The organism is Segatella copri (assembly GCF_002224675.1).
Lineage (GTDB): Bacteria > Bacteroidota > Bacteroidia > Bacteroidales > Bacteroidaceae > Prevotella > Prevotella copri_U.
Map to the genome: position 1 here is coordinate 18,391 of NZ_NMPZ01000018.1, position 22,302 is coordinate 40,692.

General features: G+C 40.5%; 14 protein-coding genes. 7 read left to right on the forward strand and 7 right to left on the reverse strand.

Annotation, left to right across the window (positions count from 1 at the left end; genetic code table 11):
• Positions 1 to 3: 3 nt before the first annotated feature.
• The 3 genes from CFT61_RS11195 to CFT61_RS11205 all read left to right on the forward strand — a co-directional run bounded on the left by CFT61_RS11195 (position 4) and on the right by CFT61_RS11205 (position 7,233).
• Complete coding sequence (locus tag CFT61_RS11195) at positions 4 to 2,535, forward strand: outer membrane beta-barrel protein (protein WP_176425582.1); 2,532 nt, start codon at positions 4 to 6, stop codon at positions 2,533 to 2,535.
• Between the two features lie 882 nt (positions 2,536 to 3,417).
• On the forward strand, positions 3,418 to 5,970 hold the full coding sequence (locus tag CFT61_RS11200; protein ID WP_089544515.1) for an outer membrane beta-barrel protein: 2,553 nt from the start codon (positions 3,418 to 3,420) through the stop codon (positions 5,968 to 5,970).
• Positions 5,971 to 6,474: 504 nt separating this feature from the next.
• The gene (locus CFT61_RS11205; RefSeq protein ID WP_089544516.1) at positions 6,475 to 7,233 is read left to right on the forward strand and encodes a helix-turn-helix transcriptional regulator; all 759 of its coding nucleotides are present in this window, start codon (positions 6,475 to 6,477) and stop codon (positions 7,231 to 7,233) included.
• Between the two features lie 6 nt (positions 7,234 to 7,239).
• Here CFT61_RS11205 and CFT61_RS11210 read toward each other — a convergent pair whose 3' ends face one another.
• The 3 genes from CFT61_RS11210 to CFT61_RS11220 form a co-directional block, all read right to left on the reverse strand.
• Positions 7,240 to 7,833, reverse strand: coding sequence for a hypothetical protein (locus CFT61_RS11210; protein WP_089544517.1), 594 nt, complete (start codon positions 7,831 to 7,833; stop codon positions 7,240 to 7,242).
• A 50-nt stretch (positions 7,834 to 7,883) separates the two neighbouring features.
• A complete protein-coding gene (locus CFT61_RS11215) occupies positions 7,884 to 10,211 on the reverse strand; it encodes a TonB-dependent receptor domain-containing protein (RefSeq protein ID WP_089544518.1) in 2,328 nt (775 codons plus the stop codon).
• 185 nt (positions 10,212 to 10,396) lie between these two features.
• Entirely contained in the window at positions 10,397 to 11,962 is a 1,566-nt protein-coding gene (locus CFT61_RS11220; RefSeq protein WP_089544519.1) for an ATP-binding protein, read from the reverse strand.
• Between the two features lie 154 nt (positions 11,963 to 12,116).
• Here CFT61_RS11220 and CFT61_RS11225 point away from each other — a divergent pair, with 154 nt between their 5' ends.
• The 3 genes from CFT61_RS11225 to CFT61_RS11235 all read left to right on the forward strand — a co-directional run bounded on the left by CFT61_RS11225 (position 12,117) and on the right by CFT61_RS11235 (position 15,622).
• The gene (locus CFT61_RS11225) at positions 12,117 to 13,835 is read left to right on the forward strand and encodes a sigma-70 family RNA polymerase sigma factor (protein ID WP_142990620.1); all 1,719 of its coding nucleotides are present in this window, start codon (positions 12,117 to 12,119) and stop codon (positions 13,833 to 13,835) included.
• 74 nt (positions 13,836 to 13,909) lie between these two features.
• The gene (locus CFT61_RS11230; protein WP_089544554.1) at positions 13,910 to 14,704 is read left to right on the forward strand and encodes a class I SAM-dependent methyltransferase; all 795 of its coding nucleotides are present in this window, start codon (positions 13,910 to 13,912) and stop codon (positions 14,702 to 14,704) included.
• Positions 14,705 to 14,824: 120 nt separating this feature from the next.
• Complete coding sequence (locus CFT61_RS11235; RefSeq protein WP_089544521.1) at positions 14,825 to 15,622, forward strand: Ig-like domain-containing protein; 798 nt, start codon at positions 14,825 to 14,827, stop codon at positions 15,620 to 15,622.
• Positions 15,623 to 15,748: 126 nt separating this feature from the next.
• Here CFT61_RS11235 and CFT61_RS11240 read toward each other — a convergent pair whose 3' ends face one another.
• A complete protein-coding gene (locus tag CFT61_RS11240; RefSeq protein WP_089544522.1) occupies positions 15,749 to 16,306 on the reverse strand; it encodes a hypothetical protein in 558 nt (185 codons plus the stop codon).
• 93 nt (positions 16,307 to 16,399) lie between these two features.
• Positions 16,400 to 17,173: a winged helix-turn-helix domain-containing protein gene (locus CFT61_RS11245; RefSeq protein ID WP_254918950.1), complete on the reverse strand. Its 774-nt coding sequence runs from the start codon at positions 17,171 to 17,173 to the stop codon at positions 16,400 to 16,402.
• A 204-nt stretch (positions 17,174 to 17,377) separates the two neighbouring features.
• On the opposite strand from CFT61_RS11245, the gene CFT61_RS11250 reads away from it, so the two are divergent.
• Positions 17,378 to 19,474, forward strand: coding sequence for a hypothetical protein (locus CFT61_RS11250; protein ID WP_142990621.1), 2,097 nt, complete (start codon positions 17,378 to 17,380; stop codon positions 19,472 to 19,474).
• Between the two features lie 44 nt (positions 19,475 to 19,518).
• Here CFT61_RS11250 and CFT61_RS11255 read toward each other — a convergent pair whose 3' ends face one another.
• Together CFT61_RS11255 and CFT61_RS11260 are read right to left on the reverse strand one after the other, a co-directional pair.
• Positions 19,519 to 20,508 (reverse strand): DMT family transporter, encoded by a 990-nt coding sequence (locus tag CFT61_RS11255; RefSeq protein WP_089544524.1) that lies wholly within the window; start codon positions 20,506 to 20,508, stop codon positions 19,519 to 19,521.
• A gap of 28 nt (positions 20,509 to 20,536) precedes the next feature.
• Positions 20,537 to 22,123, reverse strand: a complete 1,587-nt coding sequence (locus tag CFT61_RS11260; RefSeq protein WP_089544525.1) for an ATP-binding protein — start codon at positions 22,121 to 22,123, stop codon at positions 20,537 to 20,539.
• Positions 22,124 to 22,302: the final 179 nt, after the last annotated feature.

The following is a 22,302-nucleotide window of genomic DNA, read 5'->3' on the forward strand; positions in this document are numbered from 1 at the left end:
TTAATGTTGTTGATGATAAGCATGGGTATGTCTGCCCAACGCATTACCCGACAATATAATAATGTGTCATTCTCTGCGGCATTGAAGGATTTGAATGCTCGACAGGATAAGTATGTCATCAACTTTGTGTATGACGAGTTGGAGGATTTCAAGGTGACGAAGAGCATCAAAAATGAAAGTGTTCCAGATGCCATCATGAACTTGATAGGCTTTTATCCTATCAAGATGAAACAAGTGGATAATGTTATTATCGTTGAATGTATCCAAAAGGCTTCTAACAGAATGATGGGACGCATCGTGGACACTCATCATCAACCTGTCGATTTCGCCAATGTTTCACTTCTGAATGTCAATGACTCTTCGTTTATTACTGGTGGTGTGACCAATGAAAACGGACAATTTGTAATACCTTGCAATGCTCAAAAGGCTATTGTAAAAGTAACATGTGTAGGATATAACACTTATCGCAATATCTTTAGTACTGGCAAAATAGGTACAATAGCCTTAAGCGAAGCTACGCTAAATCTACAAAAGGTAGTCGTGAAAGGTCATCGGAAGATTTATAAGTCAGACGGAACAAAGCTTATCGTGGATGTTCAGAAATCTGTATTAAGCGATTTTGGAAGTGCCGATGATGTTGTTGCGCAATTACCAACAGTGTCAGGTAGCGATGGCAGCTATTCTGTCTTTGGACGGGGAATTGCAGATGTATATATCGACAATCGTAAGATGAGGGACAAAAGTGAGTTGAGCCGCTTGAATTCCAAGGATATTTCTACGATAGAGGTAATCAACAATCCTGGGGTAGAGTATGATGCAGACACCCACGCTGTCATTAAAATCAACTTGAAACATAAGGTTGATGGAGGATTAGGCATCAGAACTTCTGTATTTGACAGCCAAGGTAGAAAAAACTCTGATTCGGAACAGGTGCAGCTCACTTACGATACCGAGAACATAAATGGATTCCTTTCTTTTACCAATTCAAGCAGTAGATATAAAACAGACCAAACCAATAAGGAACAGACTTTGGCTGATCATTCTGTCTGGAATATGGAAAGTGATATGCCTAAATGGAATTCCAATTATTATAATCAAACCATTAACGGAGGTATCAGTGCAGAATTGGCAAAGAATCATACCATTGGCGCAAGTTTGTCATACTCCAAGGAAACGGACAAGTGGGGAGGACATTCTGCCAGCCAAATGTTTCATGACAATCTTCTGTTTGAAGATTTATCCTCTAACATCCATTCTCATGCAAACTATGATCAATGGATAGGAAACATCTTCTACGATGGAAAATTCTCCCAAAAATGGAAAATGACGTTGAATGCTGATTATGTTAGCAGAAAAGCTGCAGATAGCCGTCTTAATCAAGAGTCTGGAAGCATGACGGATGCGCATGAGGTGAAAAATGAAAATGAGACTACTCACGACATCTATGCAGGGAATATGAAAATCAATTATCAAGCCAACAAAAACTTGACTTTTAACATAGGTGCTGATGCAAGTTATGTGGAAGAAGAAAAAGATTATCAGAGCCTTGAAAACGAGAAGTCAAGCGCAACGAGTCGTCTTCATGCAGAAGAAACAAAACTCGCCGCCTTTGCCGGATGCAATGTATCTATCGCCAAATTGTCTGCCCAACTGGGAATGCGATTTGAGTCATTTCGTATGCTGTATCGTGATGCCATCTCCCAAAATAGCTTGGTGGATAAGACTTATCGTCATTTTTATCCTTTCTTCTCATTGTCTTTGCCTGTAAAGAATGTCGAAATGGGATTAAGTATGACAACCAAGGTAAAACGTCCAAGCTATTACGAACTTAGAAACAGCGAAGAATATTTTAACCGTTATTCCATCGAGGCAGGTAATCCATGGCTACTTCCACAATATACGACAGATATATCCTATTCGTTGCAATGGCATCAATTGCGTTTCTCAGTCGATTATCAAAGGATAAAAGATTACATCATCTCAACGAATATCATTCAGCAGGCAGCCCCATTGGTGGCAATGTCAAAGCCTGAAAATTTTCCACATTATTCTGCAGTAAATGCAAGTTTGGCTTATCATACGAATGTGGGTGTTTGGGAACCATATTTCAACCTTAACATGATGCGAACTTATATGTCACTCTATAATACGGATGGAAGAAAAATCAAGAATGACAAGCCTTATATATCAATGTCGTTCAACAGCTATTTCAACTTGCGCCACCATTGGATGCCTTACGTACTGCTAAGTTACAATTCTGATGGAAACATGAGGGAATATCTGGTTAAACAGGCATTATGGTTTAGCCTAGGAGTAACCAAGCATTTTGCTGACAATGCATGGTTGGTAAGGCTGAGTCTTAACAATATCCTCGGCACAAAAGAACGAGAGACAAGATATGCCTCAGATTACATATTCGACAAAAGCAGTTTCAAGGATGGTCGCCGCATCAGCCTCTTGGTAAGATATACATTCAAAGACAAAAAACGCTATAAGGGCGAAAGTGCTGCAAGTGAAGAAATAGATAGACTATAAACTCTCTCAATACATGATTCCGCAACAAAGCGGAAAAATAAAATTCTGTGTGATGAAGTTTGCCAATATTTTTCTAATGGGTAAACTTAATCCACAGAATTTCTTTTAGAGATTCTCTAGTTAAAAAATATATATTTCTTTGTGTGTCACATAAATTATTGTATTTTTGCAGACAAAAAGAGTTGTTTGACAAGCAAACGTATGCAATTTGCAGAATTTAGCACTATTGCCAAATCATTACCTCAATTGAGGTGAAACACTCATAAATCGCTCATTTTAAGCTATTCTGAATATTTGGGCAGATTTTTTAGAATAAAAGAATGCCTAAAAAGGCAAAAAATAGTGAAATAGAGCATTTGTTCCTCCGTAGTCGGACAATTAAGATGGAAAGAACATATAAAAAAGCATAAAAAGTTTCTGATTTTTCTCATAGACAAATTAGATTTCATATCTTTGCGCAAAATTAGAAACAATGACAGAACTATTGAGTATATTATACAAGCTGCGGATATTCACTTTGGATGAACTTTCTGAGGCTCTGAAAGACAAGGTGAAATCGGTGGAAGCGTTGCTCGCTCGATACAAGCAACAAGGGTGGATTGTGGCTATACGGCGCAATACCTATTTCGCGACAACCTCGAAAAGGTGATGCGACTGGTGGAGATACTCAACTATTTCCATGACAGTCCTTTGCTGTCTAAATCTGCTGTTCGAGGATAAAGAGATGGTCAATAGAATCAAATTTCATCCAATGGCTTTGTGGAAGACAAGGAGTCGTTGAATGTTTTTCAGTAAATTTTGAAAAAAGTTGTTGTTTTGCTTAGTTTTTTGATTTCCTCAACTGTATATACAGTATATGGACTATAAAACAGGGAATAGGCTATGAGTAAATATCTGATAAGTTTGATTTTGCTTTCGGTGATAAGTATGGACGTTTCTGCCCAACGTATCACTCGACAATATAATAATGTGTCATTTTCTGCGGCATTGAAGGATTTGAATGCCAAACAGGATAAGTATGTCATCAACTTTGTGTATGACGAGTTGGAGGATTTCAAGGTGACAAAGAACATCAAGAATGAAAGTGTTCCAGATGCCATCATGAACTTGATAGGTTTTTACCCTATCAAGATGAAACAAGTGGATAATATTATCATTGTAGAATGTATTCAAAAGGCTTCTAACAGAATGATGGGGCGCATTGTGGACACTCGTCATCAACCTGTCGATTTCGCCAATGTCGCTTTGCTCAATGTTAGTGATTCCAGTTTAGTCACGGGTGGTGTGACAAATGAGAATGGTCAGTTTGTAATTCCTTGCGAGGTGAAAAAGGCGATTGTGAAAGTAAGTTGTGTGGGCTACAAAACTTACTGTAATGCATATCGTACCGGTGAGGTTGGTGCCATAACCTTGGAGGATGCAACAATTAATCTGCAAAAAGTTGTGATTAAAGGTCATCGCAAATACATATCAAGAGAAAACGGAAAACTTACGCTTGACGTTCAAAATTCCAATTTGAAAAATATTGGCAAGGCAACAGATGTTATCAAATATATTCCTGGGATGCTCTATACAAATGGAAAGTATGAGGTTTTTGGTAAGGGTGAGCCTGTCATCTATATAGATGGAAGAAAGCAGACTAATACTTCAGGGTTGTCACTCCTTTCTTCTACCAACGTGAAGTCTGTACAGCTCATAACAAACCCTGGGGCAGAATACGATGCAGAAACAAGGAGTATCATAAACATCACTACCGTACACCATTCCTTGGATGGACTTTCTGGTATCGTAGGTGCGGAAATCTCCAAACATAAGAATTTGTCTAACAACGAGGAGGTCAACCTCAACATCCACAAGGGAGCTTTGGATGTATTCCTCGCATATCAATATGACAATACGAGAAGTGACATCAGATATGATGTTAACCAGTTCAATTACGGGCAAGATACATTTCATGAGATTTCTGCTTCTGAATATTCCGACCGCTCTCGCTCTCATGATTATAATGTTGGTATGAATTATGCCATAAACAAGAATCACACTATCGGCGGAAGATATTTGGGAAGCATCTCCAACTACAAGATGCTCGACTCTCCTTTCGACTATATGCAGACGTACAAGAATGATGAACTGCTGACAGCTACAGATAACAAGACTGAAGAATCTGAAAAGGAAAGGTTTCACAATGTCAATCTGTATTATATCGGCAAACTAACAGACGACCTACAGCTCAACTTGGATGCCGACTATGTTTATGCTCAACTGAAACATAAGCAACAAGTGAGCGAGACAAGTAGAATAGATGCTGTCTCAGAAATCACGCATATGCAAAACGACCAGCGAAATCGTGCGACTGCACTCAAAGGGGTGTTTGCTTGGAACATAAATAAGAATAATAGGCTTGATTTCGGAACGGATTTCAGTAAAATCAGTTCATGGGGTATGTCTGTAAACGAAGAAGGGAAGATAGCCGATGACCAATTCAAGAATAAGGAAACCAAGTATGCAGGATTTGCCACTTTTCGTTTGTCTGCCTCCAAATGGAAAGGAAGCATCGGGCTTCGCTATGAGTACATTCATGCCATCAACACAGACCAAGGAGAAGTAAAGAACAAGACCAATTATTCGGACTTACTTCCATCCCTTTCTCTTTCCACAATGTTTGGGAGAGTGGGGATGAATCTTGATTTCAGTAGCAGGGTCAACCGTCCTTCGTTTCGTCAGTTGAACAACAGTGTGAGCTACAACAATCAATACCATTATGAGCAAGGCAACATTTATCTGAAACCGCAATACGTGTATGATACAGAACTTAGTGTGAATTATAGCATATTCGACTTCAAGTTGGATTATCAGTATATCAAGGATTACATCCATCCGACTGTCGTTGCCGTATCCGGCAAACCTGGAACGGTAACTTGGATGTCAACCAACGCCAAGGATTTCCAGCAACTAGGAGCGCAATGTGTTGTTTCACCTGTTTTTGGTTGTTGGCGACCTACTTTGACGGTGGGTGTCTATAAACCGTATTTCACGCTATCATATAATGGAGAGCAATTAGACTACAATCATCCATACGGTCTCTTCGCTTTCCAAAATGTAGTGGCACTAAGGAACGATTGGCTTTTTCTATGTGATTTCTATTGGAACATTAAGGGACATCATGGCATCTACGAGCAAAACGGTTATTCGTCATTCAATATGATGGTACAGAAACAGTTACTTAAAAAGAAATTGACGATAACATTGAAAGCAGAGGACTTGTTTGATAGCTCGAAGTTGAACGATGTAAAGAGGGTTAATTTTGTGGTGCAGAACAGAAAAGTGAATAACTTCAATCGCTGCATCATAGCTTCCATCAGTTACAACTTCAATAGTTTCAAAGATAAATACAACGGAAGCGGTTCTGCTGAGGATGAGATTAATCGTTTTTAGAAAAATATAGGTTTTCAAATCAACCTCTAAAATACAATATCCAAATTCTGTGTGATGAATATCTCAGGAATTATTAACTGAGATGTTCATCCACAGAATTTTCACTTATCAATATCAATCGTTAAAAAACATACATTTTATTGTGTATCCAATAAATTGGTGTATTTTTGCAAACGAAAAGAGTTGTTTGACAAGCAAACATATGCACATTGCAGAAATTAGAACCGTTGCTAAATTATTACCTCTATTGATGTAAAACACTCATAAATCGCTCATTTTAAGATGTTCTGAATATCTTAAAATAAGTGTTTGGTGAGTTTTTTATATCTGTGGTGTCTGTGGCTTTATCTGCTTTTACGGTTAATTATCTGTAAATAAACAATCCAATAGAATTTTAATCAAATAAAATTATGTACTTTTGTAGCCGAATTGCGTATTTAAAAAGAGATCCGATGGCTTGCTGAATCGGAGAACAGATAGAAAGAGTAATATTCAGAATAGCTTATGAATAAAGAAAAAGAAGATTTCTTCCTCCATTCCAACGAGGTGAATCATATCAACAGAGAAGATTACGACAAGATAGAATTATTGGTGAATGCGGCAAAGGCCTTTGCCCGCAGCACCTACCAGTGCGTCTATATCATCGACTATTTTCATCAGGACTTCATCTATGCATCAGACAACCTCGCTTATCTCTGCGGATTGGAACCGGAGCAGTTGATGGACGCAGGCTATCAGATGTATATAGACCATGTTCCGGATGCTGACCTGCAGATGCTGCTCGAAGTGAACAAGAAAGGTTTTGATCTTTTCAATGAATTGCCTGTGGGCGACCGCCTGGACTATACCATCTCGTACGACTTTCATCTTACCAATGGCAGGCATAGCCGATTGATTCATCATCACCTTACTCCGATACTTCTTTCTGATGATGGAAGAATCTGGCTTGCCCTCTGCACCGTATCATTGGCAGCAACCGATGAACCGGGACATATCATCATGCAGAAGAATGGTGAGCGTAGCTATTTTGAATATTCCACATTGCGCCATAAGTGGGAAAAGAAAGAAGGCATAACCTTGAGCGAGACAGAGAGAGATGTTTTGAGATTGTCTGCCCAAGGTTACACGATGAATGATATTGCAGACCGACTATGCAAGTCGGTGGATACGATAAAGGCTTGCAAGCGCAACCTTTTTGCTAAGATGGGCGTGAAGAACATTGCTGAGGCGCTGTTTCATGCCACGAACTATCAGATGATATAATCGCAATCATATCTCTTCCAACAATGGCGAGAGATAGAACTTGGGGAAGTATTTCACCTCCTTGCCTTCCGCAAGGTTCGCAAGAATGTTTGCACAATAGCCGGCAGCAATGTATGCCCCGATGCCCAGTTGCGGGAAAGACTCATTGGAATAATGCCTGATGGCTTCATCTATCCAAGGCACAGGCATCTGCCAGAACATACCGTACTGCGAGATATACTTGCCCAGTGAGCATCGGAAATCATCCGTTCCTTTTTTCACTACTTCGCTGAATGGATAGCCTTTCGGTTTCTCTACAGCGAGAAAGGCAGCCTTGCCAAGATTGACGGCATGGATAACGGGGATGCCCTGCTCCTTACATTTCTCATCGAAAGCAAACGAGGCTTCGTTGTCATGCAAGGTTGCATTCACCGCATATCGGATGCCCGACAAGTCGCATGCATCCACATCTTCCATCGTCAGCGTATCCTTTTCTATGCGATAGATATGAAATCTATCTTCCTGCCGAGGGCTTTTATGGAAGTCATGGCGCAAGGCACAGGAAGCTATCAAGCTTCCCAAGTCTGCGCCACTAATCAACAATTTTATTGGGTTGTTCATTTATAGAGAGATTTATTGTCATTACACCATTACCGGATGCTGCAGACAGATTACATTCTGTTCTTCTGACTTTCTCCTGCACCCGTACCCTTATATTTGCTTCTTGTAGTGTTGAACTTATACCGTACAGTAAGCGACACTTTGCTTGTTGACAGTCCATCATACACCATTTCCTTTATTTTGCCAAAATGAGCAATCATATGGCTATCGTTTGTCCCGAACAAATCATAGATGAAGAGCTGAAGCGACAAACGATCCTTCAAGAAAGCCTTATACGCGGAAATATTCGTGCAAAACATTGGCTTGTACAGATACTGGTTCTTCTCATGACCTTTCGTGATATACGACATCATCAACGTAAACATTCCTAATTTGGTGTTGAGGGTGTTGTCTAAACGGAATGAAGCCATTGGCTTATTGAGCGATTTCCCATCGTGCGTCTCCATATCAAACCATTGCTTGTCAACGGATGCGGTAAACGAAGGATACCAGATGCCAAACGAAGGGCGCAAGTTGATGGATGCCTCTACGTCATTATACGAATTCCCATTCACAGGCTTCATCAAGCCTATTGCTGGATTATCCTTATAAGTCTCCACTGTTGACATAATTGGATGTGAAGTATGACTGTAGGTCATGTCGAAAGTCAACCACTTGTAAGCCAATTCGTAGTTGAGATTTTTGCTTATCTCAGACACTAAGAATGGATTTCCCGTTTCATACGTGTAGCGGTTGTCATACTGTATGCCGCTGCGCAAATTTTGATAGGAAGGGCGATTGATGTCGGCTGCATAGCTCAGCTGCATCTGTACCTTGCCCACAGGCAGCGACACGCTGAGCGATGGGAACCAATTGCCGTACGACTTGCTTTGCTCTGGCACATACTTGCCATACTCATAGTAATTGAAGTCGATGTACTCGTATCTCAATCCTGCCTCCATGCTCACGTTTCCGAAATCTCTTGAATAGGTCAAGAATGAAGAAGTCATGCTTTCTGTAATACGGCTGTCATCATCCGACACAAAGTTGGTTGGCACAACCTGATACTTTGAGGTACGATGGGTGTTGGAATATTCGCCACCCAAAGACAATTCACCACCTAATAATGGATAAGAAAGAACCAGCTTGGAAGCGAGCAAATGATAGTTCTTGTTAGTCAAGCTATGAACCGTCTGGCTTTGTGCATTCATCCCCACTTCCTGGTATTGCTCTTTGGTAACATCGTTCTGGTATTCCTTCGACCATAGCCAGTCGGTATTGAAGTCGATGCCGAGTTTGCCAATCTTTCCCACATAGTAAATGTTGCTTGAAAGATTATTCTTCTGCCAAAAGAAATCAGCATGACTATCAGAACTTTCAGACAATTCTTCGTCTTGCAATATAGAAGAACTCATATCGCCGTTCCATGTTTGCTTAGGATTTCTAAGAAAACCAAAGTTGGCACCTATAGAGTTGTTGGCATCCAACTGGTAGCTGGCATCCAAGCGAAAGTTCATAGCTTCGATAATACCTACTTGTCTTATCTCACTTTTCTGGTTCCAGGTCTTGTCAAGATAAGTCTTCTGTTGTAAGTCTTGATTGTTTGGCTGGTACTGCTTTGCTCCAAAGGCGTATGCGCCCAAATCCAAGCCATTCTTGCGATAGCTCATATTCAATTGGCCAAATCCACCGAAGTTTTTTTTCTCATCATATTCACCTGTGGTTGAGGCATCAAACCCGAAGCCCTCGCCTTGTATCTTCTTCGTTGTGATACGGATGACAGCCTTGGTGCTGGCTGCATAACGAGCACCAGGGTTAGTGATGACTTCCACTGACTTGATGTTGTCGGAATGCAAACGGTCCAGCTCGCTCTTGTCTCTCATCTGTCGTCCATTGATATAGATAACAGGCTCGCCGCGACCGAATACCTTGATGCTGCCATTCTGGGCAGACACGTTAGGGATGCGGTCAAGCAGGTTCTCCATGGTTCCTGCCTTCTCAAGTACGGATCCGACAATGGTTGTCGTCATTCCGCCATTCTTCAGGATAGTCTTAGGCAGGGATGATTTCACGACAACTTCGCCGAGCATCTTACTGTCTTCTTCCATCTTGATAATGCCCACATTCTCGCCTGTGCAATCCTTGCAGATAGTCTTATAGCCTACGGATGTCACCTTGATGATTCCACCGTTGCATGAAGAGTCGATGGAGAAGCTGCCATCCTCTCCACTCACTGCGCCCTTGATGAAAGCCGAGTCTGTTCTATTCAATAAAACTACATTGGCAAACGCCAAAGGTTCTCCCTTGGTGTTCATCACCTTGCCGGTGATATTCTGCGCCATCATCGGAGTCATAGCCGAGAGGCACAACGCTGTGGTAAAAATTACTTTTTCCTTCATATTACTACAGTTTTGCTTGTTTTTTTATTTTTCTGCTGCAAAAGTATAGCTTTATAGGAAAAAGCCTTTGACACAAAAGTGTATTTCTCAAGAATGTGGCTTGAGAATTACACTTTTGTGTATAAAAAGAAAGGATAAATAGCGTTTGGTGATAGGGGATAAATAAGGTAAAAGCATTTTTTATCTTATGCTTTTTCGATTATCCAATTTTCGATATTCCCAGTTTTACTGTCGAAGTTGATGCCGACCTTGGTTATTGGCTTGCCGCTTAGCGCAAATCGTTTGTGATAGTTCTTCAGGTTGATTTGCTGCATTGCAGACTTCGCACTCTTGTCTAACTTAATCTCCAATAGGAAAAGGTCTGTATGGGTGAGCAATACGATGTCAACTCTGCCGTTGGGTGTATGAACTTCAACGTCCACCTGATAGTCTGTAAGCAGAGAGAATATGATGAAGAGCATCTGCTGGTAATGTCCCTCATAATGAGCGTTGTTGCAGTAAGGAACTGTTCCCAGAAATGTCTGGAGTAAGGTTAATGCCTCCTCCATATTCTGCTTATCCAATGCCTGTGCGATACGACGGGCTGTATTGGTTGTTGCAAGCGTATTCTGTGTGACGTATGATGGAATCAGTGCCTTGGTCAGTCCCATTTTCACCTCCTTGTTAGGAACATCAAGAACGTAATAGTTGTAGTCTTCATGATATTCCTTGATGGTGATATATCCACTTTGGTAAAGCAGCGGCATGATGGTTGGCATATTCTCCGTAGGAGCATCAAACTCACTGGCATCAGCCTCCACTCGTGTGATGATGTCTGTAGGAACTACCTGATATTTGCGCATCATATTGATGAGATAAGTTGGAGTGCCGGAAGTAAACCAATAGGATCCGAACTTGTTTTCAGCAAAGCAATTCAGCAGGCTATATGGATTGAAGATATCGGGTGAGAATCTTGTGAAATGATAGCCGTCATAATTCTCTTTCAACTTGTCGATTACTTGCTCTTTCGTTATGTTTCTTCTTTGGGCAAGCTCCTCAATATCTTCCGACATCTGCATCAGAAGTTCTTCTTTGGTGATGCCACAGATACCAGCATAGTCATCATTCATGGATATGTTGGTGATGTTGTTCAGTTCGCTGAAGATGCTGATTTGCGAGAACTTGGTGATGCCTGTCAGGAAGACAAAACGTAGTTTTGCTTCGCTGTATTTCAAAGGACTGAAAAAGTTGCGCATGATATTGCGCAAGGTATCCAACTGCTCTTGCTCGTGAGCCACATCCAGCATGGGCGCATCATATTCATCAATAAGCACGACTACCTGTTTTCCGGATTTCTCGTATGCAGTATTGATCAGTTCTGTCAATCGATTATTGGCATCAATTTGTGGCTGTGTGATACCCCATTTCTTTTCTTCTGTTTCCAGTATGAATGCGAGATATCTCTCCAGCTGTTCTTTATTCATGTGTTTGCCTCCGCTCAAATCAAAGTGGAGCACAGGATATTCTGTCCACTCCTTTTCCAGCTTTTCGATGGCAAGACCATTGAATAAGTCTTTCTTGCCTTCAAAGTAACTCTGGAGGGTGGTGAGAAACAGGGATTTTCCAAAGCGGCGTGGACGTCCCAAGAAGAAATAGGTACCGCTGGTGTGCGTCAGGCGGTAAACGTATTCCGTCTTGTCAATATAGAGCTTGTTTTCCTTGCGGATTCGCTCGAAAGTTTGTATGCCTAATGGATATAACTTAAGTGCCATAATCTTCGATGTTTATATTTCCACCGCAAATTTACAATTAATATTTGATATATGCAAATAATCAAGCGCTTTTATGTTCTTTAACAATTTTTCGTGCAGTATTCATGCTGGTTTCATATCTATATATAGATAAATTGTGCAAAATAATATACTCATGGATTCAAATATACAAACTTTAGTATTTAAAGCAAAACAAGGAGATAATAGTGCTTTCAGCACATTGTATCAGATATATTATCCTAAAATGAAAGGTATATGTATCAATATTCTTAAAGAGGACAAGGATGTCATTGATGACCTTGTCCAAGATGCATTTATACTAGCGCTTGTATCTTTGAAAGATTTGAAGAATCCTAACAGATTCGGTCAATGGCTTACAAGTATAACTTCTAATCTTGCATTAAAATACAAAGAAAAGGGTAATACATTTAGATATATTTCTTTATCAGACATAGATGAAAGTGTGATTGACAGCTGTGATGATTGTAGAAATACAGTATCTTCTATCCAATACGAGGATATTATGGCTGAAATCGATAAATTACCAGTTGGATACAAAAAGGTATTCAAGCTTTCTGTGCTAGATGGTTTGTCTCATCAGGAAATTGCAAAGTTGCTTGATATAGCTCCACACAGTTCTTCTTCGCAATTAGCGAGAGCTAAGGCTTTGTTGAGAAACAAATTGAGCCAGAGAACAATACTAATTATGGTATTGGTTCTCATCATTATTCCTGTATATAAGCAACTTATAACCAAAAAACAGCTTATTTCAGAAAATGATACCAATATAACACGCAGACGTAAAATAAAAGGTCCAGTTAGTCCTGCATCAAAGAACGATGTTGACTCTACAAACTGTACCCCAAAGCAGAATCCATGTACTCATTATCACAAGATACTAACCATAGAGACTATAGCAGCAATGCGTGATGACACAACGGAAATAAAACATAATATAATTGCAAATATAACAGATACATTGCGAGATGAAAAGCAGTTTGCTGTAAATAGAACTGATAGTATCTTGGTAAAAGATTCTATCATCGCCCCTAATTTCTATAAGGAATCATGGATTACAGAAAATCTTGAGGTTCACAAAAGGAATAAGTGGCAATTACTGGCTGCAGGTTCTTTGGGTACGACTCTTGTACAGAGTGTATGTAAGTTTATGAAAAGTAACGATATTACTAATGATTTGCCTTCTGGTCCGGACCAGCCAACAGACCCAACCAACCCTTCTGAGAAGTATTTCACGATATGGGAAGACTATGCAAAAGAGCTACATCGCATATCCCAGGCAGACCCTACTACAGAAAATGTAGCCATGGCAGATATTGCAGACCACAATAGTGGAGAAATAGTAGAAGTAGAACATCATGACAAGCCAATAACATTGAGCATTGCTGTAAATAAAAACATAGGTAAAAGATGGAGTTTAGAGACAGGACTTCAATATTCTTATCTGAAATCATATCTCATTCTTGGTACTGGCAGCTATCGTGTTGACAAGGAACAAAAGCTCCACTATCTTGGTGTTCCTTTCAAGCTGTCTTATCAATTTATGAAGTTCAAGAGATTGTCAACTTATGGTTCTGTAGGCACTGGTATTCTGATTCCTATATATGGAAAAACTGATGCAGATTATATCGTTGGAGATAAGTCTGCATACACAACAGATTGGAAACTGACGCTCCCGATACAGTGGTCTGTAAATACAAACATCGGAATCCAATATCAGTTTGCACCAAATCTGAATCTGTTTATAGAACCAACCATGAATTGGTACATTCCGAATGGTAGCTGTATTAAGAATGCTTGGACAGAACGTCCATTCACATTTACCGTTCCGTTTGGAATAAGGTTCTCTTGGTAAAAAGTCTCTTTTCGCATGCAGTCTTTTTGGCAAATTTGTATCTATATGATAAAAGGTCAAAACATTATATAGATATGCAGAAAAGACATACAGATAGAAAAATGTACTTCCATGACTTGGAAATTACATCTAAAGAGTTTTACGTCAGCTACTTATCAACTTTCAAAAAGTTGACTTCGAAAAGTAGAGTATTAGAGGTGGGTTGTGGCGAAGGAGGCAATTTAGTCCCCTTTGCCCAACTTGGCTGTAGAGTTACAGGAATAGACATAGCAGAATGCAGAATAATAGATGCGAAAGCATACTTTTCGGAAATCTGCGAAAATGCCACATTCGTGTGTTGCGACTTTATGAAATACCATGCGCCAATCAATGAAGAGGAAAAGTTTGACGTGATACTATTACATGATGTAATAGAACATGTTCCAGCGAAAGGAAAATTTCTGTTACACCTTAAAAGTTTTCTAAAGTCAACAGGCGTTCTCTTTGTCGGATTCCCTGCATGGCAGATGCCGTTTGGTGGACATCAACAGATTTGCCGAAGCAAACTCTGTTCGCACTTTCCGTTCATACATCTGCTACCAAACTCTATGTATAATTCATTATTGAAACTGTGCAAAGAGGAAGAGGGTACAATAAGCGAGCTGATGAGCATAAAAGAGTGCAGAACAAGTATAGAGTTATTTGAAAAATTGATAAAAAGATGTGAATTTTCTATTGTTGACAAGAAGTTTTGGTTTATCAATCCTCATTATAAGCAGAAGTTCAAGCTTACTCCATCGCTGTTGCCTCGTTTTGCTTGGAAAATTAAGTATGCAAGGAATTTCTTCACTACTTCTTGTTGGTACATATTGAATTTGAGCAATACGTAAAAGTAATACTCTCTTGTAGAGTAATAGAATATAAAAAAAGTAAAAAGAGAAATCTCATGCAAGTTTTGAAAACGAGTTGCGTTTATTAATTAGTTATAACCCTTTAATATAAAGAAGCGTATGAAATTTAGAATGATTTTTATTGCATTAGCAGCTTTGCTTTGTTTGGCAAGTTGTAGCGATGATGATTCTGGAATCCAGCTCACTGAAGACGAAGTAACCGGTGATATAATTACTGGTAAGCAGATTGTTATTAACACTCTTACAACCTATACCGATAGTGGCAGCAAGGTGAATGTTAATGGAGCTAAAGGTAAAGTATCAGCAACTTCTTCTGATGATAGTGTTGCCAAGGTTTCGTGTTCTTCAAATGAGTCTGAGAGGGAGATATACGTAAGTGGCGTTTCTGAGGGAAATGCTACTATAACCGTAACCGACTCAGACGGAAACTCTGCTATCTTAAAGGTAGAAGTAAAAAATTGGACTGCCCGTTGGAAGATATATAGAACGATGTATGTGGTAAATAGAAAATGTTTAGTTGAAGGCGTTTCTTCCGAGGATTCCGCAGCTATCGCAGCCGATGCCATAGAGAACGACAAGTTCTATAAATATTATACTTTCCGTACTCCTACTAATAATCCTTTTGGTGTTATAACCAAAAGACTTACCATAACTGACAGTGAAGGAAATACTCGTATGGAGGGAGTTCTTAACATCCAACAAAATGCTGATAATACAGAAGTTTGGTATTTGTTGCCTTTCAAAGATTATAGAGCAGTTGTCTTGGCTACATTCTATAGTGACGGTGAGAGTATCTTTAAAGATGTGACAGATAATTATAAGAAGACTTATCCTCACATTAAAAAGGTCGAGCTACAAGCCATTTGTGCAATAGAGGAATTGGAGCCGGACAAATAAGTAAGAGTGTTTCTTGTAATATTTTTGTGGATAAATCCCGAGGAAAGATTTCTAAAGAAACGTTTCCTCGGGATTGTTGTATTAATACAATCCCAAGAGGCTCGTGAGGATATCCTTCAAGGCTGATTAATATGCCCCTAAAACCTTCCAGTCGTCTATGAGTTTGAACAATCGGGGCATGGCTGGCTTGTAGCTGTCGGGATAGGTGAGGGAATAGACAAAGAGTATTCTGCCACTCTTGATGAATTTATCGTAATGACTATAGCCATCTACTCTTACTCCGTTTTCAAAGACAGGACCGGAGAGGATGAATGCCTTATTCGATGCCTGCATCGTCCGCTCCGAATGAAGCTTCTGGGCTAGAGAATCGGCACAAGCCTGAAGGGTGTTGCTATAGTTGGGGGTAACGTAACTCTCCAGGATGATGTTGGCATGATTGGTGAATGAGAAGCGGGCATAGCCCTGGTATCCCGATACCGAAGTATCCTCCTGCTGGAAGAAGCAAGGATATTTGACAACGTAGCCAAAGTCCGGATCATTGTATTCCTTCATGGGCGCCATCTCTACCTTGGTCTTGAAATCCGCCATCGGTGTATGCTGCTCTTTCGTAACCTCATGGTGATAGTTGATGATGAAGTTTATCATCATCAGCAAGACAACTGCTATCAAAAAAATCTTCTTCATATCTTTGCTTCTTTTGTATTATAGCTGCAAAGGTATGAAGAAGATGAGAAACTGCCAAATAATAAGTATGACATTTGGCTGACATTTCTGTACTTATCTGATTATCAGTCGGTAAGACTTGCCTCTTTCCGATTCAATCATGAGGTTGCTATTCTGCTCAATCACCGGTTTGATACGGCGAATCAAGGTATAGAGCGTTTCGCTGGCATCCGGTTTCTTGGGCCAAAGAGCATCACAAATCTTCTGTTTGGAGAGTTGATGATGCGTATTGTTGAAGAAGAGTTGCATCAGCTGGTGCTGCATCGGAGTAAATTTGATGGCTTGTCCGTTTTCCTGATTGTAGAAGGAATCCTCGTCTTGAGAATAGCACATGGTGCCGAACATATCAGCCTCATGATTCCAGGGTTGTTTTCTGCGATGATAGTATAGCGATGCAATTGCCCAAATCATAGCCATGAGGGTAAGCGTCAAAGATGTCCGCTGGTTGCTCATACTCAAAACATCTGCCATCGAACAGTTAGCATAACTTTGGATAGAATGCTCGTTGAGAAGCATCTCTTTGCTGCTGAGCAGGTTGGCGCTATTTACCAATTGGGAATTGTTCTTGCCTCTTCTTCTGTCTTCCATCACATAGCAGAGATTACTGGTCGATTTCAGCAGGTCGATGCTGAGATGTGAGCGGTAGCTCTGGATGGTATCAGGCGTAATCCATTGATATTTATTTTCCTGAAGAGTCAGAGCCAAAGCTTTGTTCATATCTTGTACAATGGCATACTGTGCCTTGCGGTAGTTACTCACGCTGGAGAATGCCGCAGACATCACAAGGATGGCGAAGATGAGGATGGAATGATATGCTTTCAGTTTCATATTATCTATTCTGTTTAAATGATATACTGTTTAAAGATTCAAATGCAAAAGTACAGAAATTCTATGAAAGATGGAATAAAACTAGATATAATATTCGTTAATTGATAAATGTCAGACTCATGTCAGTCATATTTTTCGCTTCGGTCTTCTCTTTTTGATATCTTTGCAGCAGAAAACAAGTTTTAGAAAAAGTATATGATGACAATGAAGAAAAGTAAATTGTTAACAGCTATGTTGATGCTGTGGGCATTGATCTCTTGTGTAGAAATACGTGCCCAGGAGATCCAGAAGGTATCGAATGATTCTATAGCCTTGCAAGAGGTTGTTGTGAAGGCGGCACGAGTAGTCAACAAGGAAGATGGCAAGTTGATATTCCCAAGCGATATTCAGAAGCAGCGTTCTTTTTCTGGTTTTTCGCTTTTAGGAAAGTTGGCTTTGCCTCATATCAGGGTTGATGAGGCTGGCCGTTCCATTTCTGCTACCGATCATAAGGGAGAAGTGCAGATTCGTATCAATGGCATTCTCGCCAATATGCATGACGTGCAGATGCTGGATGTAGCTTCTATTATGAGTGTAGATTATATCGACAGCCCTGGCGTAAGATATGGAAAGAATATTGCATACGTGATAGATATTCATACCCGCAGGGCTTCATCGGGTGGCAGTTTGGGCTTCAACTTGACCAATGCGCTAACTACCAAGCTCGGTTCGAACGATGTCTATGCATCTGTCAATAGGGGCAAGAGCCAATTGAATATTTTATATGAGCAGACTTATGTGGATAATAAGGCATCCGAATATAATGAGAATGCTCAATATCTTCTACATGATGGTTCTGAGTATCAGATATCTCGAAAAATCATGCATGGGGCAACTCGAAATTATGATAATACATTGCAGTTGAAGTATAATCTGGCTGATTCTGCCTTATATGTATTCCAAACAACGCTTACCACGGATTTCAGCAATCAGCCTTATACATCGAATGAGATGTGGTTTTCTGAATCTGGAAAGCCTGCGTATCCTGTTTGCAGAACCAGCAAGGGTAGGGATTTTACTCCTGCTCTCGATTTGTATTTCTATCATCAGTTGGGCAAGCATCAGTCTTTGTCGGCAGATGTTTTGGGTACTTATATCCACACCAAAGGAGCCTATTATGAAGGTGAGGGCGAACCCTATCAATATCAGGTAGATGGAAAGACTTATTCGCTCATAGCCGAGGCTATCTATGAAAACCGGTTGAAACCCTTTACTTTTTCTGCAGGAACCAACTTGAACTGGAAATATATGGATAATCAGTATTTGGGTGATGTGGTTAGCGAGAATGGTATCCGTTCATTGGGTATTTATGGTTTTGCACAAATCAAGGGAAGTTTGGGGCAATTCAAGGAAGGAACATCCCGTTTAACTTATGTAGCTGGCTTCGGGTTGAGTAATCAGTCTTATCGACAGGGAGATGAGGAATTTAGTTTTTGGCTTTGTCGTCCGAAACTCACATTGGCTTATTCCCTTTCTTCTTCGTTTCAGATCCGCTTGGGAAGTGAATTATCACAGCATATTTCGCAGATAGCTATGATTTCGGATACCCGTATTCGAAAGAACAGTATGGAATGGACTGTGGGTAATCCTTCGCTTAAGCCTAACAGTATATATGAGAACTGGGTTGCGTTCTCTTTCAGTAAACCAAGGATAAATACTGATTTTACCTTGAATTATCGCATCAATCGTCATTGTAATTTGGCGAAATACACCCGCACGGAAAATGATCAGTTTCTTTATACCCAGGCGAATCAGCCCCATTGTAATATGTTGTATCTTACGAATGATACCCGGTTTGACATTATCCCCGACCACCTTATATTATCTGTGAACGCAGGTATTTACCGTTTTTTCAATAAGGGCGATGAGTACAGTCATTGTTATACCGCTTATAATTATGGTGGAACATTACAGGGATATTGGGGAAAATGGACTGTGATACTGTATGCTGATAACGGTTGGAACTTTATGGAGGGAGAGAACATCGGGCATAATCCTCCTTCATTGGCAGCCTCAGCCAGTTATCATATGGGTGATTTCGATTTTACTCTCTATATGCATAATCCGTTTATGGCTCATCCGAAATCCTATTCAGCAGAAATCGTCAACGCATTACTCCGTAAGCAGGTTTGTGGTTATGACAATTCGGAAGGTAATTTGTTCCGTATCGGTGTTGCCTGGAATATCAATCGGGGAAAGGAATACCGTAAGATACAGCGGAATATCAACAATGAGGAGCGTGAAACGGGTATCTTGAAATAGGTGGCTTTGCTTTCTATATGGGTTGCATGGGCAACAGCCGGAATTTATTTCTTCCCTTTATTGATGATATAAATTCCGGCAGTAGCCAATGCGCCTGCTATCAGATACTTCCAGTAGAAGGTTTCGCCAAGACAGAGACAGGAGGTGATGGCTCCTACTACGGGGATGAGCGAATTGTATATCGCTACCTTTCCTACGGGATTGCAGCTCAATAGTTTATTGTAGAGAGCGAAACTGATGGTTGAGATGGCAATGAGCAGCAGAAGGATGGTGATACCCCAGAGGCTGATGACTGGCAGATAGCCACCCATTAACAATGCAGGAATCACCAGCAAGGCTCCACCGATGCTCAGCGAATAACCGGTTCCTACGAAAACATCCACCCTCTTGCTCAAGCCTCGGGTCAGCAGGGAAGCACTGGCTCCACACAGGGCATTGAGGATAATCATACCATCGCCCAGGAATGTGAAACTTCCGCTTTCCTTTCCGCCAAGGTTCAAGGCAAGGATGCCCAGGAAGCCGATGATGCAGCCTAATGCCTTTCGCCACGTCATCCTGTCGCTCTTGAAGAAGATGCAGGCAAAGATAACCACCGTGAAGACGCTCATCGAATTGAGTATCGCCGAACGTGCTCCTGCATTATGCGAGAGTCCGAAATAGAAGAAAGCATAATGAAGGGTGGTGTTGAGGAGTGCATAGAGGAGAAGGAACCAGACATTTGTATTCGTCAGGAATTTGAAACTTCCATTCTTCTGAACATCATGATTCTCCTTCTGGACAGCATTCTTTTTGAATCCGAATTTACGGTGCGAGCTTCTGGCGATGGCAAGGATGATGATGCCGGAGATGAAGAAGCGGATGCCTGCAAAAAGCATCTTGCTTCCGGTCATGTCTGCTGTAATCTGATATTCTTCCATTCCCATTTTGATCAATGGGTAAGCCCATCCCCACGAGATTGCAGCCGTAAGGGCGAACAGACTTACCCATACCGGGCGCTGAAATATACTGAGTGTATTTGTTTCTTTCTTTTCCATTTATATTTATTGTAGGAGTATTGAAGGGTTATTTTACCTCTTCAAATTCCCAGTCTTCTACGGTTCTGGTTTGAGTACTGAAGCTGATACCTATTTTATATATTTTTCTTTCATCTGCGGAGTAAGGAATCATATAACCTTTCTCGTCTATTTGCTCCAAAGCCTCTTGGGCAGGTTTGTTGATCTTTATCTCAAAGACAAAGATTGCTGTAGGAGCAAACATAACTGCATCAGCTCTTCCCCTGCAACTTTTTACTTGTGTATAGGTTGCCACATTCATCATTGAAAGAACGATGTAGAGAATAGTCTCATAATAATATTCGCTCTTTTGCATATTTTCCAATACGCTCTTTCCTCCCTCTGGGTATGGAATAGAAGCAAAGTAAGCCTTCATCTGTTCCATGGCTTGGTCTATGTTACCCGTCAGCAGGTCACGATAGAAGAGTGCTGCAAAACCTAAGGATTGGCTATCGCTCTTGCCGGAATAGATGGGAAGGAGATTCTCCATTAATCCTGCCCTTACCTCTTTGTTTGGAATGCCTAGATAATATCCATTGCTCAGCGGGTCATACTTTTTGATGGTAAGATAGCCGCTTTGGTAGAGCAAAGGCAAGGCATCGCTCATCTTTTCCGTAGGACGGTCGAAGGATGAGGAAAAGGCAAACATATCGTCAAGTGTTGTGACATCTGTATGGAAATGTTGCATCTGATGAATCAGGTAGGTTGATGTACCCGAAGCATACCAGTAGTTGTCGATGAATCCTGCCGCAAAACTTCTCATGAGACTGTACGGATTGAAGATATCTTCACCTTCCCGGCTGAAGTGGTAACCATCATAGTTTTCTCTTAGCAATTCTCTCATTCTTTCGAATGATACATGATTTTTGCTAGCCAGCAAAGCAATATCTTCTTTCAGAACGGTGTCCAGTTCATCCTTGGTGATGCCGCAGATGGTAGAAAACTCCGGATCCATACTGATGTTGGTAAGATTATTGATGGTGCTGAAGATGCTGAGTTGAGAGAATTTTGTGATTCCCGTGATAAAGGCAAAATGAATATGCGAACTGTTGGCTTTAATAGGCGCATAAAACTCCTGCATGATAGTTCTTACAGCTTCCAGTTTGGTCTCATCATGCAACACATCAAGTAGAGGAGCATCGTATTCGTCAATAATGATAACGACTTTTCTGCCGGTCATCGATTCTGCCTGTTCTATGAGCTGGGTTAAGCGGTTACCGGCACTTTTCCTCATATCTTCTATTCCGAATTGCTTTTCGAACCTGCGTAATTGCATGTCGAATTTTTCAGGAAAGAGAGATAAATCGCAGTTCTTGAAGGTTGACAGATCGAAATGGAGTACAGGATATTCTATCCATTCTTTTTCCAAAGTTTCGATAGCGAGTCCTTTGAAAAGATCTTTCTTTCCTTCAAAGTAAGAGCGCAGCGTACTGCTTAGCAGGGACTTACCAAAACGGCGTGGACGGCTAAGAAACACATATTTGTATTTCTTTGCCATATTGTAAATGAGGGCGGTTTTATCTACATAGATCATACCTTCCTCTATGATGTCGCTGAAGGTTTGCACCCCAACGGGATAGATTCTTTCCTTTGCCATAATCTTCGAAGTTTATATTTCCACCGCAAATTTACAATTATTATTTGATATATGCAAATAATCAAGTGCAATATTTGAAACAGCAAAATAAATATCCTCCTTATCTTTTCTTTTTTAGGATAAAATGAGTACTTTTGCAAAAAAGTTGGATTCATAGGTTAGCATTTTCTCTACTCGAG